Raw genomic sequence first — 23,277 nt, 5'->3', positions numbered from 1 at the left:
CAAATCAATAAACGTCACGCTGATAGCGTTTTTGCTGCTGTAAGTTGGCAAGATAGCTTTCTGCTTTTTCTTTGCTCATCGCACCTTCTTCTTGAATGATGGATAGAAGGGTATTGTGAACATCATGCGCCATATGCTTTTCATCTCCGCAAATATACACGTAAGCACCTTGCTCAAGCCATTCAAATAATTCTTTGCTTTGTTTCTTCATTTGGTGCTGGACATATACTTTTTCCTCAGTATCTCTTGAAAAAGCCACGTCCATTTTCGTTAAGACGCCATCTTTTAACCACTTTTGCCATTCCGTTTGGTATAAGAAATCCGTCACAAAATGCTGATCACCGAAGAATAACCATGACTTTCCGTTTGCACCCATTTCCTCACGCTCCTGCATAAATGAACGGAAAGGGGCGATGCCTGTGCCTGGTCCTACCATAATGATCGGTGTATCTGGATCTTGAGGAAGCTTAAAGTTTTGGTTGTGCTGAATATAAACAGGTAACGTATCACCTGGCTGCAGGCGCTCTGCACATAGAATCGAACAGACACCTTGGCGTTCTCTGCCATGCGCATCATATCTGACAGCCCCTATCGTCAAATGAACCTCTTCGTCATTTGCTTTGAGACTGCTTGCAATGGAATAAAGGCGTGCAGGGATTTTTCTTAAAATGGACGTGAATTCTGCGGCGGTTCCTTCAAAAGGACCGAAATCACGAGCCGCATCTACTAGGTCCCGGCCTGCGATATATTCTTTCAGTTTTTCTTCGTTTCCTTCTTCTAAAAGGGCATGCAAGGATTCGCTTTTTGTCAGTGCAGCGATCTTTTGAAGAAGTGGTTTTGTTAAAACCGTAATCTCAAAATGCGAGGTGAGTGCTTCTTTTAAAGGGAGAGTGTCTCCGTTTTTATGAACGGTGACGGATTCTTCTGCATTCCATCCGCATGTTTGAATCAGTTCATCGACAAGTGCAGGATTATTTGTCGGGTAAATGCCAAGGCTGTCACCTGGCTCATACACGAGGCCTGATCCTTCAAGAGAAAGCTCTAAGTGACGTGTTTCTTTATTAGATCCACGCCCATTTAGGTTGATATTTTCAAGAACTTCAGCATAAAAAGGATTCGTTCTTGAATATTCAGAAACGGCTTGATTGTTGACTCCCGCTGATTCTTGCGGAATTGATACAGCTTCACCTTCACTCAAAGAGGAGGCAACACCTTGTAGCCATTCTGAAAACGGCTCATCATAATCAAGGTCGCAGTCCACTCGGTCAAAAAGACGTGTGCCGCCAAGCTCTTTGAAGCGTTCGTCAAATTCTTTTCCTGTCTGACAGAAGAATTCGTATGAGCTGTCACCTAATGAAAGGACAGAAAAGCTTAAATGATCGAGCTTTGGCGCACGTCTGCCGTGAACATATTCATGGAACGAAAGGGCATTATCCGGCGGATCTCCTTCGCCATGTGTGCTGACAATGACCAGTAAATTGTTTATTTTTTTCAGATTATTCGGTTTAAAATCGGACATAGAAGAGAGCGTCACTTGAAAGCCTTTCTCTTCAAGATGCTGGGCTGTCTTTTTTGCTAACCCTTCGGAATTGCCTGTTTGCGACCCATAAAGCACGGTCACATCTTTGCTCACAGGCTGTACAGATGCTGCGGCAGAAGGCGCCGGAGCGACAACTTCTGAGCCGGCAAGGGTTGCCTGTGCTGATAAATAACCAGTAAGCCAAATTTTTTGCTGTTCTGTTAAAGTCGGAAGCAGCTGATTGAGTAACTCTGCCTGCTCCTGGCTAAACGGACTGTTCAATACATGAAGTTGCAACAATATCCACCTCACAAGGAATATAAACATAGATTAATTCGATAGGAATTATATATATAGGTTCAATTTGAACTTTACCGAAAGTTTGCCATTAAGTAAAATATATAATATTGATTGTCATGATTAAGATTTCTAATGACAAAACACGGATGAATAGGGGAGAGGGCACAAAAAAAGGAAAACGGATCACCGTTTTCCTCTTTTTCGCCTGCCTTACGCCGTTGGAAGTCCCATCACAGCTTTCACTTCTAAATATTCTTCGATACCGAAGTCTCCCCATTCTCTTCCGATACCAGACTGCTTAAAACCGCCAAATGGGGCAAAGTAATCTGTTTCAGCATTGTTAATGGTGATTTGACCGGCACGAATATGTTCAGCGACATATTTTAATGTTTTTTCATCTTGACCAACAACATACCCAGCAAGACCATACACTGTATCGTTGGCGATCTCAAGGGCGTGATCGAGGTCTTGATACGTGATCACACTCATGACCGGCCCAAAGATTTCTTCTTGCGCAATGGTCATATCATTTTTCACATTGGTGAAAATGGTATGCTTGGCGAAATATCCTTTATCGATTCCGTCTGGCTTTCCAGTTCCCCCAGCAAGAAGGGTAGCACCTTCTTCGATTCCTTTTTCAATATAAGATTGCACCGTATCCCATTGCTTTTTAGAAACAAGCGGGCCAGTAGCGTGATCTTCTCTCGGATCACCAACTGTAAACTTCGGCAGGGCGTTCAGCAGCGCTTTTTCAAACTTGCCTTTCATTGATTCTGGGATCAGCACACGTGTAGCTGCAGAACACACTTGACCTGTATTCATCGCAATATGATGAATGGCTGTTTCTGCTGCTTCGTCCACATCTGCATCGTCTAAGACGATAAGAGGGGATTTTCCGCCAAGCTCAAGTGCTACTTTCTTCACATTGTCCGCTGCGTTTTCCATAATTTTAGAGCCGACGGCACCTGATCCTGTAAATGAAACGAAGTCAATATCAGGGTGTGAGCTAATGCCGTCACCAATCACGTCACCCGTTCCGTTTACTAAGTTGAAGACTCCTTTCGGTACACCTGCTTCATCAATAATTTCTGCAAGAATCATCGCAGCAAAAGGGGTAATTTCCGCTGGCTTTAAGACAACTGGTGAACCTGCCGCAATGGCACCCGCAATTTTAAGAGATGTCTGATTCGTCGGGAAGTTCCACGGTGTAATCAATCCACTGACACCAATCGCCTCTTTTATAATCGTATGTCCACCACGATCTTCGGTAAATGTATAAGATTTCAGTGCTTCCGCTGCTTTAGAAAAATGTTCATAACCCATTTTGTAATGAACTTCTTCGGACACTTTTAGCGGTGCACCAAGCTCTTTTGTCATTACTTCTACAAGTTCATCCTTGCGTTTTTCGTACCCGCGCACAATGTTTTCCAGCATTTCTACTCGTTCATTTCGAGATGTTTTTGAGAAAGAAGGGAAGGCAGCTCGAGCTGCTTTGACAGCTTGATCTAAATCTTCTTTCGTTCCTAAACTAATGGTGCCAATGACTTCCTCTGTCGCAGGGTTAATGACCTCCGTCGTTTCGTTTCCTGTTGATGCGACCCATTCTCCATTAATAAAGTGTTTCTCTTGATTTCTCATTCTGACATGTCTCCTTTTTATATGTGATGCAATCCAATATTCTGTTTTCAGCTGATATAAAACTGTACCCACTGTGAAAAATCTAAAACGGAGAAACTGTAAAAGGGAAAGTTTCTGATATAATACGCAAAGTGGGACATATGTCCTTTTCAACATGAGGGCATCTATCATTTAATGGAACTAGACTGAAAAAAGAAGGAGCTTTTGAACGAATGAAAGGTGTTATTTTCGCATTATTAGGAGGCGCTTGTATTACACTGCAAGGCGTAGCCAACGCCAGAATTAGTCAAGATATCGGGACGTGGCAGGCAGCAACGATCACGCAGCTGACAGGGTTTATCATCTCTCTCGTCATTTTACTCATCGTACGGGATGGCCACTTTAAGGAATACAAAAAAGTGCAGCCTCTTTATTTAATTGGAGGTGCATTTGCAGCCATTATTATCTTTAATGAGGTCACTGCCATTCAAATCATTGGGGTGACACTCACCATCGCTGCTTTACTTATCGCACAGCTTGCGTTTACCTTTGCCATCGATGCAAAAGGATGGTTTGGTGTTCAGAAGAAAAAAATGAAATGGCCCCATTATGCAGGCATCTTTTTAATGATTGCAGGCGTCATCATCTTAAAACTATAAAGGAGGGCATCAGATGGAGGAGCTGCATGATGAATCTCTTTTTTCCTCTTATATGAAGATGCATCAGTTACAGAATGTCTTTCATCAAAAACTCATCTCACATGTGAGCTTGTGGCGTTATCAGCAAGGTGAGCTGATTTGTTCAAAAGGGGATAAAAGGGAGTATATGTACTTGCTGGTGAAAGGAAAATTAAAGATTTTCACCACCACAAAGGAAGGAAAAACGTTTATTCTTTGCTTTAAAAACCCTCTTGAAGCGATTGGAGATATTGAATACGTTCAGCAGACAGATATGGTCAATACAGTTGAAGCCGTTACAGAAGTACATATGCTCAGGATTTCTCATCAAGCCCTCATGCGGCATGCAAAGGACGATCCACGAGTTTTAGCCTTTTTGCTCAAGGGCATCACAAACAAATTTTATACAAAATCAAATGATTTAAGCTTCCACCTTTTATACCCTGTAGAGGTCAGGCTTGCAAGCTATTTATTGTCTGTTTTAACAGGTGATGATGACGCGCACGCACGCACGCTTCGCCTCACGGATGCAGCGAGCTTAATTGGAACAAGCTACCGCCATATTAATCGGGTCATTCAGCAGTTCCAAGAAAAAGGGCTGATTGAAAGGCGAAGAGGAAAGATTACGATTTGTGATCAAAAAGGGCTTTTAGAAATAGCAGAACACAACATTTATGAATAGAAGAAACGAAGGGACTTATATATGATCATAGGAATAATATTAGCTGTCACTGCTGGGGCACTTGTCAGCTTACAAACCATTTTTAATAGTAAAGTCAATGAGCATACAGGCTCTTGGTCAACAACGACGCTAGTTCTAGGAATGGGCTTTATCGCTTCACTTTTGATGGGTCTTTTGTTAGAAGGAACCGGCATGTTTCAATTAAGGCATATGGAAGCCTGGTACTGGATAAGCGGAGCCATCGGGGTAGGCGTTGTCATCTGTCTTGTTCAGAGCATCAAACGTCTCGGTCCCACTTATGGAATCTCGATTGTTCTCACCTCCCAGCTAGGTTGTGCGCTTCTATTTGATTCGCTTGGCTGGCTTGGGTTAGAAAAAGTAACATTTTCTTTTACAAAATTATTAGGTGTACTTGTCATTGTGGCAGGAATCCTCGTATTTAAGTTAACCAAGCTTGAACCAGTAGAAGAGGAGCAGTCAAAAGAAAAAGGGCTGCCACAAAAGTAGCTGCCCTTTTATTTAAATCAACCGCCGCCATAAAACCGTTATGGTAGATAAACCAGTTAAAAGGAGCCTTTTCATGAAAGGCTTTTTTTTCTGTCCATAGTCGCTTGCTTTATATTCTGTTCGATCTTTCGCTACGAGAACACTATAAGCGATTTTTCGTTCGATTGCTTCCGTAAGAGATAACGCAAATGGTGCACTATCAATCACCAAAATCGATTCAGTATTTAAAAAGCTGGATCTTGCATCTAGATTATATGTTCCAATAATACTTAAGTTATCATCAATGACCATTGATTTCGCGTGAATTGAATACGGCCCTTGATATTCATACAAATGAACACCCGTTTTCATGAGTTCCTTTTTCGTGCTTAAATATCCTGCAAATGCTAAAGGGTTTGGTGTCGCTGTAAGAGAATTTGTCACGACCGTCGTTTGAATATCACTTGGTAATGGCGTGAGTCCGTCTTTCATTGGCCGTGTCGGTATGACATAAGGCGTCTGGATCAGAACCGAACGCTTTGACCGCTGTGCGAGATCGTTTAACTTTTTCAAGACGAGCGGACGTTTATTTAAGCGTTCCACTGGATTTGTGAAAAATGCAATCTGCTTTGCACGAATGGCGTCTTTTGCCCAATCATATGTGGACGTGACAAAGGGTTCTTTTGTACGAATGGCTTCCTGATAAGATCGAAGTAGCTGTTTTCTTAGCTTTTTTCCTTTTTTCGCTTTTGCCTTGGAAAATACATCTTTTGTTCTTTTCGTAAAATCATGATTCCACAAATAAACGAAATACTGCTCCATTTCATCTAATACTTTTCCTTTTTTGGCGTTGTACAGCAGCACATCTCGGTCATACGCAAAGTCTTTCGGCGGCTGATCTGCAAAGTATTTATCACCAATATTTCTGCCGCCCATGACAGCGACCCTGCCATCTGCCAAAAGAAGCTTATCGTGAAGGCGGTTATGCCACGTCCATGGCTTGAACAAACGAAAAGGCTCATAAAAACGAATGGCCATATTCGGGTGATTCGCCACAGCATAACGCAAATGCTTCAGCGGTCCACGCAGGCTATGGCAAATGCCATCTAACAACAGCTGAACTTTTACTCCTCGATCAGCCGCTTCAATTAAAGCACCAAGCACCCATTCGGCGGTTTTTCCTTTTTGAATGGAATAATAACTCAAACGAATGTTCTTTTTAGCCTCTCGAATCATTTGAACTCTCACTTGACCTGATTCAAACCCGTCATCAAGCAGCATGACTTGATTTATGCCTTGGTCGTCTCCTGAGATGGAAGAAGCTTTATAGATGCAATGTTCTTTACATGTTTTTTGAAACGGTAAATAAAACAAGACAAATGCGGTCAAAAATACATACACCACATATAAAAAGATCAGAAAAAACAAGAATTGAAGCACAGTGATCAACTCCTTTCACACAAACCGTTCTTTTTCTTAGCTTATGTTAAAAACAAAATTTCACTCATCCAGCTTTATAATAAAAAATACAGGATAAAAGAATCATCTTGTTTTCATAGGGCATTTAATTATAGTATGAAATGAGTAAGGGGGAATCGCATTGAATGAACCATTATTTAATATACCAAGTGATGTGTATCAAACGTTAAGTGAAACAGAACGTTATTTACTGCATTATATTCACCAGCATTTAGAGGATATCTCCACCTTATCCATCGTCACATTAAGTGAAAGAGCCAACGTGTCGACGGCGACCATTGTCAGACTGATGAAGAAAATCGGATACAACGGCTATACATCCTTTAAATATCGATTGAAACAAGAAAAGAAAATGACAGATGATAGTGATCAACTAAAAAATATTGACGAAGACATCAAACTAGCCATTCGAAAAAATGAAGAAGAGGTCTTAAAGACGATTCAACTGCAAAGTATTGGGCAAATTGAGGATGCAGTTCAAAAAATCCACGATGCGGACAAAATTTATATTTTTGGCAGAGGCTTTTCAGAGATGATCGCCAAAGAGATGACCATCAAATTGCAGCTCATCGGGAAAACATGTGAAGTTCATGACGACCCGAATATCATTCGGCTCAAATCGCGTGACATTGATAAAAACGAACTTGCCATCTTTGTTTCATTAAATGGAGAAACGTCTGAACTAGTAGAAGCCTGCCAAAACCTCAGTATGAAACAGGTCACGACCATTACGGTCACAACGAGAATTGATTCTACATTAAGTAAAATATCAGATATGACACTCGTCGGATATAAAGGGGAACAATCATTCTTCCCAGATTATGAAGTCAGGTCCCGCCTGTCGCTTCATGTCATTGCCCGCATTTTACTAGACGCCTATGTGATTCGGATGAAATAAACACTCAAAAAGCCTCCCACACTTTATGATGGGAGGCTTTTTACCGTGAAAACCTTTACACAATCTGAAAACATTTTCACTGAATCGTATGAGATACTTTCTTTAGAGAAAAGAAAGAAGGTGAAACCAATTGATTTATACCTGCACCTTAAATCCTGCTATTGACCTATATATTGCATTAAAAGAAATGCGGGCAGATACAGTCAACCGCACGGAAGATGAGGATTATCAGCCGAACGGAAAAGGTGTTAATGTGTCCATTATGCTAAAGAAATATGGCTTCACCAGCACTGCATTAGGATTTATTGCTGGGTTTTCAGGTTCATATATTGAACAATCGTTAAAAGATCTCTCCATTCAAACCGATTTTATCCCAGTTGATGGGATTACACGCATTAATGTATTTATTAACACAACGGAAGAATACAAGCTTGTGAATCAAGGACCCGCTATAGAGGCAAAAGCGCTTGATGCCTTTCGCCAAAAAATCTCGACCATTCCAAAAGGCAGCATCTTCATTATGTCAGGTAGTCTACCTAAAGGCGTCCCTGCCAGCATTTTCTCAGAGATAGCCGCTATTTGTCATCAAAACAACGTGAAATTTATTTTAGACACAAGCTCTAAAGCAGCTTTAGAAACACTTCAATACAAACCATATTTACTAAAACCAAATGAAGAAGAAATGGCCGCATTTTTTGGAAAAACCCATCGATTATCAGAAACAGAACTCGTTGAATCAGGGCGAAAGCTGATCGAGATGGGTGCAGAGCAAGTACTCATTTCCCGAGGAGGGGAAGGAGCTCTATTCCTTACAAACGAAGCCGTATTAAAAGGAAATGCACCAATAGGAACGGTCGTAAACACGGCTTGTTCTGGTGATGCCATGCTCGCTGCATTCCTAAGTAAACAGCTGGAAGGACAACCTCATGAAGAATGCTTACGCTACGGCATTGCAACAGGGGCATCTACCGCCTTTTCAAAAGGGTTAAGTGATTTACATGACATTGATTCATTAATTGAGCAAATACACATTCAGAACATATAAGGGGGAGTTCACATGAGCCGTAAGAAAATTGTCGCTGCCACTGGCTGTCCAACAGGCATTGCGCACACATTTATGGCAGCTGAGGCATTAAAAATCGCAGCTGAGCAATTAGGGGTCGACATCAAAGTTGAAACGCATGGTCAAGTAGGAATTGAAAACGCTTTAACTGATCAAGACATTTTGGAGGCCGATGGGGTCATTGTCGCTGCTGACAAAGATGTGAATACAGATCGTTTTCACGGCAAACCACTCATTGAAGTGCCTGTAGCAAAGGGTATCCGCACGCCAAATGAACTGATTCAAGGCATTATCAATGGAGAAGCACCCGTTCATCAAGTGAAAGGAAGAGCTTCTGGAACAGAAAAACCATCTACGTCTTCATCCGCTCAACAAAAGTCAGCGAATAAGTGGATACACACCATCTATAAGCATTTAATGAACGGTGTATCACACATGCTTCCATTTGTTGTTGGGGGCGGTGTCTTAATCGCTTTATCTTTTCTATTCGGTATTTACTCAGCTGATCCTCAGCATGAAACGTATCATCCGTTTGCTGCCTATTTGAAAAATATTGGTGGACTTGGCTTTAGCTTAATGGTGCCAATTTTAGCAGCATTTATCGCTGATTCGATTGCAAGACGCCCTGGGATGGTCGTTGGATTTATAGGGGGTCTGCTTGCAAATGATGGAGGGGCTGGTTTCTTAGGCGGAATTATCGCAGGTTTTGCAGCTGGATATATCATTTTATTGCTTCAATTCTTGCTTCAAAAATTACCAGCATCACTTGACGGATTAAAATCAATTTTCATCTATCCTGTTATCGGTATTTTCTTAATTGGGGCTGTCATGACCCCGCTATTAGTTCCCATCACAGGGCTAAATCATTCATTAATGGATTTTCTCTCATCAGTTCAATCCACAAATCCATTGCTTTTAGGCTTAATTGTTGGAGCCATGTGTGGATTTGATATGGGAGGACCTTTTAACAAAGCAGCCTATGTCACAGGAACGGCTTTACTCGCAGAAGGTAACCTTTACTTCATGGCAGGGGTGTCAGCAGCATGTATCACACCACCGCTTATCATTGCGATTGCCACAACGATTTTCCGAAAACATTTTACACCACAAGAACGAAATGCTGGGATGATCAACTATATTCTCGGAGCGACTCATATTACCGAAGGAGCCATTCCATTTGCAGCAAAAAACCCAGTCGTTGTCCTGCCAATTATCATGTTTGGTTCCGCCATCTCTGCTATATTGACGTATCTCTTTGGCGTACAGGTTCCTGCTCCGCACGGTGGATTCCTTGTCTTACCAGTCGTCACAGGGGCATTTCAGTGGGTGCTTTCCATACTCATCGGCTCACTTGTAGGTGCGATTCTATACGGACTTTACCGCAAGAAAATAGACAAACCCGCAGTTTAATAGGGAGGAAGAGAAATGATGGAACATATTTATATGAATCTACATGAAACAGCTTCTTCACAGGCTGGCGTTTTCGCAGCCATAGCTGACATTGCCTCTGAAGCAGGGATTTGCACATCTCCTGAGGCTGTCAAAAAAGGACTAGCTGAAAGAGAAGCTCTGAGTACAACCGGCTTTCAAGATGGATTTGCCATTCCGCATACACAGTCAGACGCCATTCAAGTACCGGCACTCGTCATCGTCCGTACAGAAACCGGAATCGAATGGGACGCTTTTGATGGGAAGCCTTGCTTTTTCTTCTTATCCTTACTCATCCCAAAAAGTGAAGCAGGAACCACTCATTTACAAGCACTTTCTGCTCTTTCACGCGGATTAATGGATGAAACGAGACGACAAAAACTGCTCGAAACAAGAACAAATGAAGAAATGCTCGCTGTATTAAAAACAGAGATTTTGACGAGAGAGGATGTTTGACTATGCCTTTACTTTCCACAACACCTATGCTTGAAGCAGCAAAAAAAGAAAAATACGGAATTGTCGCATTCAATGTACATTCCTTTGATAGTATTTACTGGGTACTTGAAACGGCAGCTGAATTAAAATCACCTGTCATTTTGCAAACAACGGTTGGCACGGTCCAATCGCTTGGCGCAAAAGCCATTGCAGATACAGTAAAGGCGGCAGCGGATCAATACCAAATACCAATCGGCCTTCATCTCGATCATTGCACTGATTTTGATGTGATTCTTACTTGTATACGAGCAGGATATACATCCGTGATGATCGATGCTTCCATGCATTCATATGAAGAAAATGTACGCCGCACAAAAGAAGTGGTGGACCTTGCCTTAAAAGTAGGTGTGAATGTAGAAGCCGAGTTAGGCAAGGTAGGCGGGGTAGAAGATGATATTGTCGTGGATGAAAAAGATGCTGAAAAAGCCATTCCATCAGAATGCCGTCAATTTGTAGAAGAAACTGGTGTACCTACTTTAGCACCTGCGATCGGCACGGCCCACGGCATCTATAAAGGGGTGCCGGATATCGACTTTGAGCGCATTGAACAAATTGCAGCGCTTGTCGATGTGCCGCTTGTCCTTCATGGTGGTTCAGCTGTACCAGATGAGGATGTCAAAAGATGTGTCGCACTCGGTATGGCAAAGGTCAATGTGTCCACTGAACTGAAAAATGCATACTCTGAAGCGATTCGTGATCATTTCTCAAACGAACCTGAAAGCTTAGATCCGCGTATGTATTTACAAAAAGCAAAACAAGCAGCCAAAGACATGGTCACATCTAAAATAAAGATCGTTGGCAGTGAAGGAAAAGCCCAACTTTTATATCAATAAGATGAAAAAAAGCAGAGCCACATCGCTCTGCTTTTTTCACATTATTCGCTTTCTTTCATTTCATTTGATGTACGTACTCGTGCATTTCCCATAAATACGACCGTAATCGCCGCAAGTGCAATCGGGAATAAAGCAATCATAAATACATACGTAATACTTTGTGACATCGCATCAATCACTTTATTTAAAATATCAGGCGGAATTTGTGAGCGTGCCCCCTCTTGAAAAATGGCTTGCGGATCACCAACTTGAGCTGGAGCTCCTTTCATTCCGCTAAAAGCATCTGCTAAACGATTTGTCAGGACATTGGTTTGTATCGTTCCAAAAATCGTCACACCTAAAGTCATCCCAAGTGATCTCATGAACGAATTGGTAGAATTAGCACTGCCGCGGTAGCGCGGAGAGAGATCATTCATTGAAGCAGATGGCAGAAGGGAGAAGCTAAATCCAACGCCAAAACCTGAAATCATCATAAAGAGCGTAAGCCACAATCTTGCTGTATCAGGCGACATATTGGCAAGCAGCAGCATCCCAGCAAAAAATGAAATCACAGAGATGGTCATTAATCGTCTAAAAGGCACTTTCGTCTGCATCGTTCCGCCAATCATACTGCCAATCACGGACCCAATCATCATCGGTGTTAAAATGAACCCGGCACTTGTTGCAGATTCACCGTACACAGCCTGGACGAAGATAGGAATAAAGACAGCTAGAATAATAAACGTTCCGCCATATAAAAACGCCAAAATTTGAGATGTCGCAAACAAACGATTTTTAAACATCCAAAAAGAAATAATCGGTTCTTCGGCCTTTCGTTCAACAATGAAGAAGATGGTTCCGAAGACAACAAACACAGCAAATAGTGTCAAGATTTGAACAGAATCCCATGCATACGATTTACCGCCAAGCTCAAGGGCGAACATTAAACTGACAACCGCAACGACAAGTGTAATGGCACCTGACCAGTCAATTTTCTGCTTACGATGCTCGAGCGATTCTTGATAAAATTTGGCGATCAAGAACACACTGACAATACCGATTGGTACGTTAATATAAAACACCCAATGCCAGCCGATCGAATCCGTAATAATCGCTCCTAACAGCGGGCCTAATACACTGGATAGACCAAAAACTGCACCAAACATACCGGACATTTTCCCGCGCTTTTCTGGCGGGAAGATATCAAAGATAATTGTGAAAGCGATCGGAAGAAGAGCACCGCCTCCAAGTCCTTGAATCGCACGGTAAATAATGAGCTGATCCATTGTTTGTGCGATGCCGCACAGCGCAGATCCAATTAAAAAGAAAATAAGTCCAAACAGAAAAAAACGCTTTCGACCATACATATCTGAAAGCTTTCCATAAATCGGCATACCGGCCATCACTGCCACCATGTAAGAAGCAGTCACCCAAGCAAATTTATCAAAACTGCCCAAATCGGCGACGATGCTTCCCATTGCTGTTGCGACAATGGTGTTGTCCATCGCTGCCATAAAAATCCCTAACAGCAACCCGATGACAACAAAGCGAGTGGATGCCTTGCCTTTATGATCCACGTTATTCATTTCATTACCTCCTGCTTACGTTCTCTTCACTTTTTTGCTATGATCAAGTTAATTATAAAGTAAGAGAACATTTATCTTGATGATCAAGATAAATTGATTTTAAAGGGAGGAGAACAAGTTGTCAATAAAGAACGAGGCAGAAGATCAAGCGGACCTGATCATTCATACGATGAGACGCCTTGCTACACGAACAGTCCTATTCCACCAAGCAGCCGCTCAATCGCTCGGCCTTTTCCCAACAGATCTCAAATCAGCAGATTTGTTAAACGAACTTGGACCACTCACAGCAGGTGAATTAAGTGAAAAAACCGGTCTTAGCTCAGGTGCGGTCACCGCTCTCATTGACCGGTTAGAAAAAGCAGGCTACGTCAAAAGGGAGAAGGACCCAAAAGACAAGCGAAGGGTCATCATTGTTCCATTAACAGCGGGGAAATCACAAGTGAAGGAACTCTTTCAATCTTTATCGGCATCAACTAAACAGCTCACAAACGAATACAAACGAGAAGATTTAGACTTGATCATTCAATTTATTAACGAAGCAGCAGATATTATGGACCAAGAGCTACAATTGCTTAAGTCTAAATCTTAAGAGAGCACAATGTTAAGGGGGTGCTTTTCTTTGAAAAATAAAATAGCGAGGATATGCTTCTGATCATTTACATATTAAGTACTGTTTTTGTATCTTTATTCCTATTTAATGACAAACTTCGTGTTGGTAAAATTGACCTTGTCAATGAATAGGAGGGAGTGACTTCTTCTGGGTAAGATACTTGATGCAAAAGCACTAACCAGACAGCGAGTCGCCGCAGGTGGCATGGCAGCAGCAGGCTACATCCCGATTGTCGGTTGGGCAGGACGCATTTTCAAAGGCGGGAAAGCTGTCTATAAAACGACTCAAGCCACGTCCGCCGCAGTTAGGGCAGTCGACATCTACAAGACGTCCCAAAAGTCCTTTGATGCCTTAAAAATATCTCAAAAAGGCTTATATGGCCTCACCGCCACCAACGGCTTCAGCGAAGCGATTATTGGTAGAGATATGTTTGGGAATAAGATCTCGAAAGAACAGCAGGAGGCGAGTATGAATGCGGCGCTTGGAATGCTTTTGCCGTTTGGGGCGAAAGGGTTTCATGGAAAGGTGGGAATTCAGGGTGCAGGTGGACATTCTGCTAGAAGAACTGTAATTAGTCCAGAAATTGAAGCTAAGATTCTAGAAGGACAACGGAAGGTCCCCAAAAATCAGTTAATAGGTGGACATTCGCCTAGAATTAATAATGATAATGAAAAATTTGCAGTTGAAGTATTATCAACAAATGCGGATGGTACAAAAAATGTTGTATTTACAAAACAGTTTTCTGATGGAAATATCTCTAAGATTAAAAAAAGCACGCTCTTTCCTGATTCTTGGAAGGATGAGAAAATTCTCAAAAGTATTACCGATGTTGGAGATACAGCAGCTATTTCATCAAGATTAAGAGATAGAGCAACTTGGCATAGAGCACGTATTGATGGTGTAGAAATTGATGTGATTAAAGTGGGGAAAGATGTAACTAGCGGGTATCCGACAGGTACAGAAAATGCTTTACGCCCATCAGGATTTTAATTTAAATGGAGGTATTAAATGTGTTTAAGGAATTAGATAATCTTTTATCTGCTGATACAACGGTAGATTCGTGGTATGACGACGGGTGTTTGATTGCTAGTGAGATTCTCTCGGATTTTAGCCTGAACGATTGGGAAGAATTATCAAATCAGGTGCGCAATAAGCCAATAGAGTGGCAGCGGAAAATTGCGTATTGTCTGGATAATGAGTGCAATGAATATGAGTTGAAAATTTTAATGGATTTGTTGAATACTAATGATAAAGAACTATTTGAGATCTGTATTGATACATTGAGAAGTTTTCCAATTGAGGAAGGCAAAAAATTGATATTGGAGCATCCTCAAATTTTAGAACGTGTAAATAATGTGTTGGCTACTACTGCGAATTCACCAGTAAAATTAGTTCTTCAAGATTTCCTTTCAAAAATGAATTCAAATTAGTTCATTTTTAATGAGATTATACAAAAAAACCTTGAATGGCTTAATACCTTTCAAGGTTTTTGGTGTTATTGGACTTCAAGCAGAGCGGCAGCGGTACATATGGTGTTCCTCGCTGGATTGGTAACATCGTCAAAATGTACGGAGCACGCAAGACAGAAGAACTGAACTATCTGTACTTTAAACAAGGTCGGCATGTGCCGGCAGTTATTACAGTGGAAAATGGAATGCTGTCCGAGTCTTCCTATCAGCAGCTGCAAGAGTACATGAACGGCATTGAAGGTTCAGACAATGCACATAAGTTTCTTTTGCTTGAAGTCGAAGGGATTCCTAAAAAGAAAAAGGACGAAGTAAGCAATGACGAAGACCCTGCACCTGTGAAAGTTGAAATAAAATAACTGGCCGAGATTCTTCAGGAGGATGCGCTGTTTCTTGAATACGACGAGAAGACGAGAAACAAGATACGTTCTTCTTTCCGTCTGCCGCCGATCTACACAGGCGAATCAAAGGATTATAACAAGGCTACAACAGATACCGCTCGAAAGACAACGGAAGAGCAGGTATTTCAGCCGGAAAGAATGATCATCACTGGCAAGTTCAACACACTCTTTCTTCCTGATCTCGATCTGTTCTGCTCGAAATTGCTAAGGTTCTTACACCGTTTATTCAAGCAGGAGCGGTTTCACCGAATGACCTGCGTGATCTGGCTGGCCGTATTCTAGGAAAAACTTTAGAAGAATGGCCTGAAGAACAATATCACAGACCGATTGAGACTAAGCCAAAGGCATCAACAAGCTTTCTTGATACGGTTCTTCAAAAGTCAGCAGGTTCTCAGAATGAATTGGTATCGATCCTCAAGGACCTTAGAGATGTAATGGAGGAGATCCGCAAATGAGCAAGGTCGATCAGCTAATCAGAAGCATTAATGTCTTTGTGCAAAAAGTGGAATCGGATGAGGTTGAAGAACTAGAAGCAGCTGTAGCTGATTTCCCTGAACTGACGGATATACCCTCTTTGGTGGAAGAGTACGAGAAAACCACCGCAAAACTTCTCAGATTGCAACGCAGGACGTTTTTGAATGAACTAAATGGTTTTTATATCCAAGGACGATTCGGAGACGTTAGAATCAATTCTAGCATTCTTTCAAAATGACTTGTTTGCAGCTGACGAATTTGCGGAGCTGTTTGGAAAAGAAACGGCCATATTTCTGACATTGACCGTCACGCAGCTGGCCGAGAAGATTATGCATTCCATCGATGCTGATATTCCATTCAAGGTGCTTTCTGAGAAAACTGAACAGTGGATTGAATCGTGGTCGCAGGAGTTGGCGCAGCTGATGAAGCTGAATATTCATACGGCCATTGAGCAAACGCTGAAGGAAGGAATAAAAGAAGGCCGCTCTATCCAAGAAATTGAACTGGAGCTGAAGGACCTTCCTGAATTCAGCCGGAAGCGTGCACGTGTCACAGCTGTAACTGAAGTGCTGACCGCTTCTTCTGTCGCTCAACATGAATCCTATGTTCAATCCCCGGCAGTAACGGGGAAGAAGTGGAAGCATAGCGGTGGAAAAAAGAATCAGTCCAGAGAAAGTCATGTGCAGCTGGACGGCACGATCATTCCTTTGGATGAAGAATTTGAGATACCAGGAAGCGGAGAGCGGTGCATGTTTCCGAGAGATACCAAGCTTTCTCCTAAAGAGCGTGTGAACTGTCATTGTGCGGTTGGTCCTGTTATTCTCGGATTGTCAGCTGAGGAAAAAGAAGAGATTAGAAGAGAGAGAATTATCTAACATGAAATTAATGTATGTAATGCTAAAAATTATTATATAATCATTCTGTTTTGTGATATCTTTACTTTATATTAAAAGTAAAGAGGTTATTAAAATGGATAATTCATTAAATCCTGGAGAGACAATGAGTAGTGATACAAAACCCGATCTTAAACGCCTTGAGAGAGAAAAGACATTATTAGAACTTAGGGCAAAAAGAAGAAAAGTTATTTGCATTGTAATTGGATTATTTTATATGTTATTTGGTTTAGGTATTTCCCTTCAAATTAGAATGGAACATAGTGGGATGATGATCTTAATGACTTCTTTGTTTGGTGTACTCATAATTTTAATGCCATATATCACTCCAAACCAACGACTAACCACAATGATATACGATATTGAAAGGGAAATTGACTTGCTGCAAAGTGATGATTCCTTAAAAAATAGAAGTGAGACTCTATTCAAACAACACGATTTACAATTGAAAAGATATTATGACCTTAATCTAAGGCAAAACTCTTTTGTGTTTTGGGTTGGGATCAGTTGCATTACTCTAGGTTTTGTATTTATAGGGATAACACTGTATCTGATATCAGGAAATATGTTGGGTGGTCCACAAAACAAAATAATAGTAGCTGCAACCGGTGCACTGGCAGGAATTCTCTCAAATTTTATTGGAGCTATTTACTTGAAAATGCATACTAATTCTATAAACTCTTTAACTGAGTTTCATAATAGGATTGTTAACACACATCATTTTTATTTTAGCAACTTTCTAATATCTCAAATAACTGATGAACATAAAAGGCAAGAGACATTGGCAAACCTAGCTCTAAATATAAGCAATGATAAAACCACTGAGAGTAAAGTTAAATAATATTTTACTGCGATGGGATTAGTAAAGGAATTTAGAATGTTTTTTAGAAGAGATAAGCACTTACAAAACATGGAACGAAATAGTATAATATCCTCATTACTTTTATGAAATGAGGGAAGTTATGGATTGGTTGGAGTTTTGGTCGTCAATAATTAAATCTTTATCCTGGCCTATTATCGTTTTAATAGCAGTTTATTGTTTGAGAAAGCCTGTTACTCAATTAATTGAGAAGATAGCTGAGTGGAAGCTCGCTTCACTTAAATATAAAGATTTTGAAGCGGTATTTAGTCAAGGCCTTCAAAAAGTCGAGTCAGAGTTAGAAGAATCTGAAATTAGCAATTCTGATGCTGAGGATTTTCCAACAAATAAGGAGTCCCCTTCTAAAAATTCAAGTGATGATCTTGGCGCTTCTATTACTGTGGGGGATAATAATTCAAATCCTAAAATCAATAAGATAGCTAAGGAAGCTCCTTATTTAGCAGTAGTTATGTCCTGGCTTTTAGTTGAAGATGAATTGAATTCTGTTTTAAATAAATTAGAAGTAGACCACCTAATGCGCCATCCCCCTATTGCTAAAATGGGTTATCTTGTGGAAAACAATTATTTGGAAAGAAGTTATTTTGATGCTTTTAGAGATTTGGCACGCTTAAGAAATGTAGCGGTTCATAATTATCAAGAAGCAAAAAATATATCTTATATAGAATCAAAAAAATATAACGATTTAACAAAGAAAATAATTAAGGGTCTCCAAAGCATAAATTTTGATTAAAGATCTTCTTCTAAAGAAGGTCTTTTTTCTTTTGAAAGGAGGTTAATGAATTGCCACGGGAATTGATTAATGCAAAAATCACACATGTTTCATACGTAGACAAAGCTGCTAATCAAAAGCAGTTTTTTTTCGTTAAGTCAGAAAAAGAAAATGACTTTTAAAAAGAGATCAAGGTCATTGCGAAGGCTGATGATGCGCAGCGTCTAGTATACGGTATTGTGTACGAACCAAACGTAGCTGATGCACATAGGGATTACATGACACCAGAAGAAATTGAAAAAGCCGCTCATGGGTTCCTGAAGGATGCACGTGAGATCGACAAGCAGCATGATTTCCAAGGCGGTGTCGGGGAAGTCGTTGAATCTTATATCGCTCCTTCCGATTTTGAAATGGGCGGTGAAGTTATCAAGAAAGGATCGTGGGTCCTTGTGACAAAAGCATCTGATGAAATCTGGGAACAGATTCAAAAGGGTGAGATCACCGGATACTCAATGGCCGGAACAGCAGACATAGGAAAGCAAGAACGTGAGCCAGCTTCTGATGAGAAGGGGCTTTTTTCTTTGCTTAAAAACTTCTTTTCTAAAGGAGAAGTAAAGAACCGATATGACAAAGGCCACATGCGTCGTGAGTTTTGGGCTGCACAAGATGCGCTGAATTCCGTTTTGTTTAAATGGGATTCCTACACCGATGAAGACTTGGAGAATGATCCTGACAAGGTGAGGTCAGCACTGCAAGATTTTGTGGAAATTACACAGGAGATTTTGCTTACTGATGACTTAGCGGTGATCCAAACTGATCCACCTGAAGAAGTCGCAAAAGCAGGTAGAAAGTTTTCTGCTGCTAACTTAACTGAATTGAAAAATGCCAGAGAGCCGCTATCGACAATCTGTTGAGTCAAGAGGCGGTTGAAATTGCTCAATGGGGCATTCGGAAGCTGATCACATAGCAAGGCAATTAAAAGCAGAAAAAGGGTTCTTTTTATACAAATCTCAAAGCACACTCATGCGGGTGTGCTTTTTCTTATGGCAAAAGAATCACCCAAAAGCTGCACAATACTTACTGAAAACATTTGGACTTCTTTGACGCATGCGAGTTGATTAGACTTATAACCAAAGGGAAGAAGGGAGGAATTCCAACTGCACTTAACCAAGAGGGGCACGACTTTATTATCGATGCTGCTTCACACGACCACTTATCTATCAATTGAAGATTTACAAAATCGACTTAATGTCTCTACTCGAACGGTCTACGCTGAAATCAAACGAATGAATAGCTGGCTGGAAACCCATCAGCTTAGTGGCGTCCAGCGAAAAGATCAACGAGGCTACTATTTAAATCCACACGAGAAAGAAGTCATTATCGAAAAAGCTGACACTGTTCTTGTCGGTCATGACTATGAACCATGTGTAAAAGAAAGACGTGCCATCTTGCTCCTATCCATTGCATGCAGTGAGAAGCATCTAAAAATTGATGATTTTATGGAGATGACGAAGGTAAGCCGCAATACACTGCTTGAAGATATGAAACAACTAAAAGAAGCACTTTCAAAACAGCAGCTTACACTTCATTATCAGGCGGCCAGTGGCTATTTAATTTCAGGAGAAGAAAGAACAATTCGGTTGGCACTGAAACCTCATATTCATTTCATTCGCAACATGATAAAAAATGAAAAAACATTTCCATCGGTTTGGTTAAAGGGTCCTATCTCATATAAGAGAATACATGCTCTCCTTCAACAGTCCGAACAAGATCTGAAGCTTGAGTTTGCAGATGACATGCTGGATCAGCTGTCTATGGATCTCTTTTTCTGCTTCAAACGGATGAAGCTAGGACGTGCTGTACACATTTCAACAGAAGAAAAACGGACATTGCAGGAAACAGATGAATGCTTGGCTGCTATTCGTTTCATGGCGCAAATACAAAAAGAAACCAGTCTTTTGGTTCATGATGATGAAATCTATTTTCTTAGTACGCTATGGCTCAGTGCCAAAAAACAAAAACTTCCAACAAGTCAAAAACCAGAAGAACATCTCATTCGAACCATTGCGAGGCAAATGATCATTGACTTTCAGCGTTATGCGTGTATTTCCTTCCAGGAAATAGAATTCTTGGAACAAAACTTAACTATGCATTTAATTCCGGCCTATTATAGGCTCATCTATCACATTGATATCATCAATGAATTAACAGATTCCATGAAACATGCACAGCCAGAGGTGTTTGACATCACGCAAAAGGTTGCTTGCCATTTAGAGAAGGCAGCCTGTTCAAAGATGAGCGATCATGAAATTGCCTATGTGGCGATGCATTTTGGCGGCTGGATGAGAAGAGAAGGGATTTCATCGATTGCGAAACGTTCTGTTTACATTGTCTGCGGAGAAGGAATTGGCACCAGTCACATGCTGAAAACGCAGCTTCTTGAATTAATCGGCTACATCGACATACGCGGACTGTTATCAAAACGTTCATATGAAGAATTAACATCCATTGATGCCGACTTTGTTGTGTCAACGACACCTATATCGTTTAAAGGAAAACCTGTTCATCTCGTGCACCCGATTCTCACTGCTTATGAGAAAAAAACATTGCTTCAATATGGAGAAGGCTCAGAACCTAAGCTTGATGAGCACCATGTGAATGCTTTATTCAATATCATTCAGCAGCATACCATCGTTCAAAATGAAAAAGCATTGCTTCATGACCTGAAGGAGCTGCTTCATCCGACATATGTATCACACCAGAAAGGGTGGAAACCAGTGTTAAACGATTTATTAACAGAAGAAACCATTCAGCTCCAGCAAACAGCAGACACATGGCAGGAGGCCATTACAAAAGCAGCACAGCCTTTGCTTGATCAACAAGCGATTCAGGAAAGTTATGTGAAAGCGATGATCCAGTCTGTTCATCAAAATGGCCCTTATATTGTGATTGCGCCACAAGTGGCGATTCCGCATGCCAGACCAGAGGATGGCGTTAACAAATTAAGCATGTCACTTATGTCATGTCATCAGCCCGTTTCCTTTTCAAAGGATGGAAAAAAGCAAGTTCGTCTCATCATTGTATTAGCTGCCATTGACAGTATGACCCACCTGAAAGCACTCAAACAGCTGACGATGCTGTTAAGTGAAGAAAAACGGGTGAGACAATTGATTGAAGCAGAGGAATTAGCAGCCATTCAACAACTAATCAATCGATTTTCACAAGTATAAAGGAGGAAAAAGAAAATGAAAAAAATTCTAGTTGTATGCGGAAACGGTTTAGGAAGCAGTTTTATTGTTGAAATGAATGTCAAAAAAGCATTAGAAGAATTAGGACTTTTAGCGGAAGTGGACCACACCGATCTCAGTACAAGCAAAAATGAACAAGCAGACCTCTATATTGGCGCAACAGACATTATCGATCAGCTGGATGACGGCACAAGAAAGGTCGCTGGATTAAATAACTTGTTAGACCAGGAAGCCATTAAAGACGTCCTTCGTAAACACATATAATCGACGGAAAAAGGGGGATTCACATCATGATAGAACTGATCATGAACGATATATTGGGCACACCCGCAATTCTCATCGGTTTGTTTGCACTCGCTGGTTTACTTTTGCAGAAAAAGTCAGCTGCCGATACTGTATCAGGCACCTTAAAAACAACAATGGGTTTTTTAATATTAGGAGCGGGCGCCACAGTCGTATCTGATTCACTTGGGGTTTTCAGGAAGATGTTTGAAGCAGCCTTTCACATTCAAGGGGTTGTCCCAAATACAGATGCCATGGCGGCCATTGCCCAAAAGGAATTCGGTACACAGACAGCGCTCATTATGATTTTTGGCATGTTGGTCAATTTGCTTTTGGCAAAATTCACACCCTTTAAATACGTCTTTTTAACTGGGCATCATACGCTATATATGGCGGCTATGCTTGCAGTCGTTCTGTCAACAGCCGGCATGCAAGGAACACTGCTGATCACCACTGGTTCAATCGTATTAGGTGCAGCGATGGTCATTGCTCCCGCAATCCTTCAGCCGTTTACAAGGAAAGTCACTGGAAGTGATGATTTGGCGCTCGGTCATTTCAGTACGTTCGGCTATTTTACAGCGGGAATGATCGGCAAATGGGTCGGGCGCCCAGAGAAATCAACGGAAACCATTCAAGTGCCTAAGTCACTCGGTTTTCTAAGAGATACATCGGTGGCCATCTCCATTACGATGGCTCTGCTTTTCTTTGCGATTGCACCGTTTGCGGGAATTTCATTCATAGAAAACATTAGTGGTGGTACGAACTTTGCTGTCTTCATTCTCATTCAGGCCATTACCTTTGCTGCTGGGGTGTACATTATTTTAGCAGGTGTACGGATGGCCATCGGGGAAATTGTGCCTGCTTTCAAAGGGATTGCCGATCGTTTCGTCAAAGGGGCAAAGCCGGCACTTGATGCGCCAACTGTTTTCCCATTTGCTCCAAATGCAGTGATCATCGGTTTTTTATGCAGTTTTGCAGGAGGCATCGTGTCTATTTTCCTTCTTCCTTTGTTTGGTTTAACTGTCATTGTTCCTGGACTTGTGCCACACTTTTTCTGCGGTGCGACAGCGGGCGTATATGGCAATGCAACGGGGGGAGTGAGAGGTGCAGTCGCCGGTTCCTTTGTAAATGGAATACTCCTTTCATTTTTACCAGCTTGTTTACTTCCTGTGTTAGGCACTCTTGGCTTTGAAGGGACAACATTTGGAGATACAGACTTCGGTATCATCGGAATATTGATTGGATTGATCAAATTTTTATTTCATCTTTAAA

The 23,277-nt window shown here is 41.3% G+C and carries 18 protein-coding genes and 5 pseudogenes; 19 read left to right on the top strand and 4 right to left on the bottom strand.

The window, feature by feature from the left end; genetic code table 11:
- Positions 1-4: 4 nt before the first annotated feature.
- Together ACNO7B_RS09170 and ACNO7B_RS09165 are read right to left on the bottom strand one after the other, a co-directional pair.
- The gene (locus tag ACNO7B_RS09170) at positions 5-1,816 is read right to left on the bottom strand and encodes an assimilatory sulfite reductase (NADPH) flavoprotein subunit (RefSeq protein ID WP_046343701.1); all 1,812 of its coding nucleotides are present in this window, start codon (positions 1,814-1,816) and stop codon (positions 5-7) included.
- A gap of 213 nt (positions 1,817-2,029) precedes the next feature.
- Positions 2,030-3,457 carry an aldehyde dehydrogenase family protein gene (locus ACNO7B_RS09165; protein WP_144610088.1) on the bottom strand — a complete coding sequence of 476 codons (1,428 nt, stop codon included), beginning with the start codon at positions 3,455-3,457 and terminating at the stop codon, positions 2,030-2,032.
- A gap of 212 nt (positions 3,458-3,669) precedes the next feature.
- Here ACNO7B_RS09165 and ACNO7B_RS09160 point away from each other — a divergent pair, with 212 nt between their 5' ends.
- The 3 genes from ACNO7B_RS09160 to ACNO7B_RS09150 are packed head-to-tail and all read left to right on the top strand — an operon-like array spanning position 3,670 to position 5,302.
- On the top strand, positions 3,670-4,095 hold the full coding sequence (locus ACNO7B_RS09160; RefSeq protein WP_008343684.1) for a DMT family transporter: 426 nt from the start codon (positions 3,670-3,672) through the stop codon (positions 4,093-4,095).
- A 13-nt stretch (positions 4,096-4,108) separates the two neighbouring features.
- Entirely contained in the window at positions 4,109-4,795 is a 687-nt protein-coding gene (locus ACNO7B_RS09155) for a Crp/Fnr family transcriptional regulator (RefSeq protein ID WP_025207452.1), read from the top strand.
- 21 nt (positions 4,796-4,816) lie between these two features.
- Entirely contained in the window at positions 4,817-5,302 is a 486-nt protein-coding gene (locus ACNO7B_RS09150) for a DMT family transporter (RefSeq protein WP_046343697.1), read from the top strand.
- 12 nt (positions 5,303-5,314) lie between these two features.
- On the opposite strand, the gene ACNO7B_RS09145 is transcribed toward ACNO7B_RS09150, so the two are convergent.
- Positions 5,315-6,721 carry a phospholipase D-like domain-containing protein gene (locus ACNO7B_RS09145; RefSeq protein WP_025207451.1) on the bottom strand — a complete coding sequence of 469 codons (1,407 nt, stop codon included), beginning with the start codon at positions 6,719-6,721 and terminating at the stop codon, positions 5,315-5,317.
- A gap of 160 nt (positions 6,722-6,881) precedes the next feature.
- Between ACNO7B_RS09145 and ACNO7B_RS09140 the strand changes: the two genes are divergently transcribed.
- The 5 genes from ACNO7B_RS09140 to ACNO7B_RS09120 all read left to right on the top strand — a co-directional run bounded on the left by ACNO7B_RS09140 (position 6,882) and on the right by ACNO7B_RS09120 (position 11,477).
- Positions 6,882-7,658, top strand: a complete 777-nt coding sequence (locus ACNO7B_RS09140) for a MurR/RpiR family transcriptional regulator (protein ID WP_007499235.1) — start codon at positions 6,882-6,884, stop codon at positions 7,656-7,658.
- A 130-nt stretch (positions 7,659-7,788) separates the two neighbouring features.
- Positions 7,789-8,703, top strand: a complete 915-nt coding sequence (pfkB, locus tag ACNO7B_RS09135; protein ID WP_019744152.1) for a 1-phosphofructokinase — start codon at positions 7,789-7,791, stop codon at positions 8,701-8,703.
- Between the two features lie 12 nt (positions 8,704-8,715).
- Positions 8,716-10,131, top strand: a complete 1,416-nt coding sequence (locus ACNO7B_RS09130) for a PTS fructose transporter subunit IIC (RefSeq protein WP_081114501.1) — start codon at positions 8,716-8,718, stop codon at positions 10,129-10,131.
- 15 nt (positions 10,132-10,146) lie between these two features.
- Positions 10,147-10,605 (top strand): PTS sugar transporter subunit IIA, encoded by a 459-nt coding sequence (locus tag ACNO7B_RS09125; RefSeq protein WP_417901436.1) that lies wholly within the window; start codon positions 10,147-10,149, stop codon positions 10,603-10,605.
- Positions 10,606-10,607: 2 nt separating this feature from the next.
- Positions 10,608-11,477, top strand: a complete 870-nt coding sequence (locus ACNO7B_RS09120; RefSeq protein ID WP_073414085.1) for a class II fructose-bisphosphate aldolase — start codon at positions 10,608-10,610, stop codon at positions 11,475-11,477.
- 43 nt (positions 11,478-11,520) lie between these two features.
- On the opposite strand, the pseudogene ACNO7B_RS09115 reads toward ACNO7B_RS09120, so the two are convergent.
- Positions 11,521-13,042, bottom strand: a pseudogene (locus tag ACNO7B_RS09115) (MDR family MFS transporter); the annotation flags it as partial.
- A 169-nt stretch (positions 13,043-13,211) separates the two neighbouring features.
- Here ACNO7B_RS09115 and ACNO7B_RS09110 point away from each other — a divergent pair.
- The 11 genes and pseudogenes from ACNO7B_RS09110 (at position 13,212) to ACNO7B_RS09060 (ending at position 23,276) form a co-directional block, all read left to right on the top strand.
- Positions 13,212-13,631: a MarR family winged helix-turn-helix transcriptional regulator gene (locus ACNO7B_RS09110; protein ID WP_046527668.1), complete on the top strand. Its 420-nt coding sequence runs from the start codon at positions 13,212-13,214 to the stop codon at positions 13,629-13,631.
- A gap of 204 nt (positions 13,632-13,835) precedes the next feature.
- Positions 13,836-14,642 (top strand): annotated as a pseudogene (locus tag ACNO7B_RS09105) (EndoU domain-containing protein); the annotation flags it as partial.
- Positions 14,643-14,662: 20 nt separating this feature from the next.
- A complete protein-coding gene (locus tag ACNO7B_RS09100) occupies positions 14,663-15,082 on the top strand; it encodes a hypothetical protein (RefSeq protein WP_017367369.1) in 420 nt (139 codons plus the stop codon).
- Positions 15,083-15,168: 86 nt separating this feature from the next.
- Positions 15,169-15,974: pseudogene (locus tag ACNO7B_RS09095) on the top strand (phage portal protein); the annotation flags it as partial.
- Positions 15,971-16,868, top strand: a pseudogene (locus ACNO7B_RS09090) (phage minor head protein). The pseudogenes ACNO7B_RS09095 and ACNO7B_RS09090, both read left to right, overlap by 4 nt.
- A gap of 94 nt (positions 16,869-16,962) precedes the next feature.
- Positions 16,963-17,727, top strand: a complete 765-nt coding sequence (locus tag ACNO7B_RS09085; protein WP_017367367.1) for a TRADD-N-associated membrane domain-containing protein — start codon at positions 16,963-16,965, stop codon at positions 17,725-17,727.
- Positions 17,728-17,848: 121 nt separating this feature from the next.
- The gene (locus ACNO7B_RS09080; protein WP_017367366.1) at positions 17,849-18,496 is read left to right on the top strand and encodes a hypothetical protein; all 648 of its coding nucleotides are present in this window, start codon (positions 17,849-17,851) and stop codon (positions 18,494-18,496) included.
- A gap of 50 nt (positions 18,497-18,546) precedes the next feature.
- Positions 18,547-19,442, top strand: a pseudogene (locus tag ACNO7B_RS09075) (XkdF-like putative serine protease domain-containing protein).
- Positions 19,443-19,632: 190 nt separating this feature from the next.
- Positions 19,633-21,705: a BglG family transcription antiterminator gene (locus ACNO7B_RS09070; RefSeq protein WP_417901854.1), complete on the top strand. Its 2,073-nt coding sequence runs from the start codon at positions 19,633-19,635 to the stop codon at positions 21,703-21,705.
- 15 nt (positions 21,706-21,720) lie between these two features.
- On the top strand, positions 21,721-21,987 hold the full coding sequence (locus ACNO7B_RS09065) for a PTS sugar transporter subunit IIB (protein WP_017359544.1): 267 nt from the start codon (positions 21,721-21,723) through the stop codon (positions 21,985-21,987).
- A 26-nt stretch (positions 21,988-22,013) separates the two neighbouring features.
- A complete protein-coding gene (locus tag ACNO7B_RS09060) occupies positions 22,014-23,276 on the top strand; it encodes a PTS ascorbate transporter subunit IIC (RefSeq protein WP_065460460.1) in 1,263 nt (420 codons plus the stop codon).
- Position 23,277: the final 1 nt, after the last annotated feature.

Source organism: Bacillus sp. AK25, from assembly GCF_048270685.1.
GTDB classification, from domain to species: domain Bacteria; phylum Bacillota; class Bacilli; order Bacillales; family Bacillaceae; genus Bacillus; species Bacillus altitudinis.
The sequence above is the reverse complement of the archived record's forward strand: the minus strand, read 5'-3'. Positions and strand labels throughout refer to the sequence as shown.